Below are 2,627 nucleotides of genomic sequence, written 5' to 3' on the forward strand. Positions count from 1 at the left end.
CAAATCCGCACGCAATAAGGTTCCGTTACAAGTTTTTCGATATTGTTCAATTTTCAAGGTCCTGTGTGCCGTTCGCCTCTCGGCTGACGACCTCTTTATTTTACCACCGAACCGCTCGTTTGTCAAGCACTTTTTTCGAAGTGTTTTGAGCTTTTCGATCGGTTTCGTGGGCTCCCGTAAGAGTCATTCTTTCGTGTGACCCGGGGTGCCTGAGTATAATACCACCGCCGCCCCCTTTTGTCAACACCTTTTTGGGATTTTTTAGGAGATTTTGTTTCCCCTTGCGTTTTTGTGCAGTGGGGATACAATATATAATAGAAAGAAACCATTCATCCTGTATGGGAGGCTCTTATGATCCTGACCGTAAACATCGGCAACACCCATATCACCCTGGGCGGCTATCAGCAGGACACCTTGCAGTTCTGCGGGCGCCTCCACGCTGACCCTGCCGCCACGGCGGACGAATACGCCATCCAGATCATCAACTTGCTGACCCTCCATCACACCGCCCCGGTGGAGATCGAAGGGGCCATTCTGGGCAGTGTGGTCCCCTCCCTGACGGGGCGGGTGGTGGCGGCCCTTCGGCTCTTATCCAATGTACGGGTGATGACGGTGGGCCCCGGGCTGAAAAGCGGGCTGAAGCTCCGACTGGACAATCCCGCCCAGCTGGGAGCCGAGCTTCTCTGCGGGGTGGTGGCCGCTATGGAAGATGCACCCCCGCCCATGGCCGTAATCCTGGCCGACACCGCCATCTCCATTATGGCGGTGAACGACAAGCGGGAACTGGTAGGGGGAGTAATCCTGCCCGGGCCCCAGCTCTCGGCGGACAGTCTGGTCCGGAATACCGCCCAGCTGCCCCAGGTGGATCTGATTGGAGCAGCTCCAGCCTCGGTGCTGGGCAAAAACACCTCCGCCTGTCTGCAAGCCGGGGTAATCCTGGGCACCGCCTGCCAGCTGGACGGCCTGGCCGCCCGGTTCTGCGCCGAACTGGGCCCCAAGACCCGGTTTTATGCCACCGGCAACCTGCCCGCCTCCATCCGCCGGGCCTGCAAGACCCCGATCCTCTACCGGGAAACCCTCATCACCGACGGTCTTTATAAGATCTGGCAGCGCAACCGAAAGGGCTGAGCCGCCCGGGGCGAAAAATCGACGGATTTTTGGGTTTGCATTTTTCCCGAAACTGTGCTATAATATGTTTTGCTGGTTGTACCGATACGGCCAGCAGATCATGTGCGGTCGTAGCTCAGCTGGATAGAGCGTTGGACTCCGACTCCAAAGGCCAGAGGTTCGAATCCCCCCGGCCGCACCAAGACAGCCGTCCCATTCCGGGGCGGCTGTCTTTTTTGCTTCCCGAATTTTTCAAACCTTTCAAACAAATCTGACACATCCTTCTGCTATACTCCGGCCATAGGGTCAGGGGCTATCCTTCCCCCCGCCCATGAAGGAGGTATTTCTCTATGAAAATCCGATTTATGCTCGCCGCCGGTACCCTGGCCGCCGCTCTTCTGCTGGCCGGGTGCAGCGCTTCGTCTACTTCGTCTGCTTCGTCCGCCAGTTCCACTGCTTCCAGCACTCCTGCCAGCAGCGCCGCCGTCTCTCAGGAAACCGCCTCCTCCGAGACTGAAGCCCAAACGCTGGAGAGCCTGCTGGGCAGCGACTACGTTGACTATATCTCCGAGACCATCCTGATGAATATGGAAAACCGGATGGATCTGGAGCCGGAAGTGGAATATTACCCCGTTATCAATGATGCTCCCCTGACCGATTATGTGACCATCGACGAGAATCTGCCCTTTGAGGTCAATGAGGACGGGGACGTGGTCATCACCTTCGACGCCGGCGTGGTGGCCGATGAGAGCCACGGCGAGCAGTTCTTCATCCTGCCGGCCCTGAATAAGTAATCTTTCCATAAAAAAGGACGTGCCATTTTTGAACCGCCCCAGTAAAAACAGACAATGAAAAAAGAAGGCCTCCTGTGGTAGAATAGAACTACAACAGGAGGTCTTTGCTATGCCGAGAAAATACAGCCACATACAGGAGCATGAGAAAGAAATACTCAAACTGCGAGATCAGGGAGAAGCTTGGATTTACGCATAAGGAAATGCGTGGATTCCTTACCCGATACAATCGAAAACAGCGAAAACTTGCAGAAGGAATCCCTCCCAAGCCCAAGGGACGACCGAAAAAGATAGCGCTTGATCCGACAAGCATTGAATACTACAAAGCAGAGAATGAGCGCCTGAAAATGGAGAATGAACTGCTGCGGGATTTTCTGCAATTCATAGAAAGGGAGTGAGAGCAAAGGCAAAATATGCTGTGATTTACCGTTATCGGGAAAAGTATCCGATTTGGCGGATGTGCAAATTCTTTGGTGTTTCCCGGAGTGGGTACTACGCCTATACCCACAATCTGAACCGTCCGAACCCAAATCAGTCGATTATAGACCAGATCGCCCGGCAGCAGAAGAGGTGCAAAAACACATATGGCTATCGCCGGATGCATCTGTGGCTGGACAAAAACGGCTGTCACAGGAATCCTAAAACTGTCCTCAGACTTATGAAAACAAACGGATTGCTGTCTGAAATACGCAGACGCAGGCAGTGGAAGCAGCTTGGACAGCAGGTTCA

The 2,627-nt window shown here is 54.3% G+C and carries 4 protein-coding genes and 1 tRNA gene; all 5 read left to right on the top strand.

Going from position 1 to position 2,627, the window contains the following annotated elements:
- Window positions 1-351: 351 nt before the first annotated feature.
- On the top strand, window positions 352-1,128 hold the full coding sequence (locus tag JCM17207_RS09550; protein WP_238317439.1) for a type III pantothenate kinase: 777 nt from the start codon (window positions 352-354) through the stop codon (window positions 1,126-1,128).
- Window positions 1,129-1,232: 104 nt separating this feature from the next.
- A tRNA-Arg gene (locus tag JCM17207_RS09555) sits at window positions 1,233-1,309 on the top strand.
- Between the two features lie 148 nt (window positions 1,310-1,457).
- The gene (locus JCM17207_RS09560) at window positions 1,458-1,901 is read left to right on the top strand and encodes a hypothetical protein (protein ID WP_238317440.1); all 444 of its coding nucleotides are present in this window, start codon (window positions 1,458-1,460) and stop codon (window positions 1,899-1,901) included.
- Between the two features lie 140 nt (window positions 1,902-2,041).
- The gene (locus JCM17207_RS09565; protein ID WP_238317441.1) at window positions 2,042-2,296 is read left to right on the top strand and encodes an imidazolonepropionase; all 255 of its coding nucleotides are present in this window, start codon (window positions 2,042-2,044) and stop codon (window positions 2,294-2,296) included.
- Between the two features lie 20 nt (window positions 2,297-2,316).
- A partial coding sequence (locus tag JCM17207_RS09570; RefSeq protein ID WP_238317442.1) for an IS3 family transposase occupies window positions 2,317-2,627 on the top strand: 311 nt, incomplete at its 3' end.

This window comes from Faecalibacterium gallinarum (assembly GCF_022180365.1).
GTDB lineage: Bacteria > Bacillota > Clostridia > Oscillospirales > Ruminococcaceae > Faecalibacterium > Faecalibacterium gallinarum.

Coding starts and splice junctions, on each gene's coding strand:
- JCM17207_RS09550 (WP_238317439.1), top strand. CDS start 352: ATGATCCTGACCGTAAACATCGGCAACACCCATATCACCCTGGGCGGC.
- JCM17207_RS09560 (WP_238317440.1), top strand. CDS start 1,458: ATGAAAATCCGATTTATGCTCGCCGCCGGTACCCTGGCCGCCGCTCTT.
- JCM17207_RS09565 (WP_238317441.1), top strand. CDS start 2,042: ATGAGAAAGAAATACTCAAACTGCGAGATCAGGGAGAAGCTTGGATTT.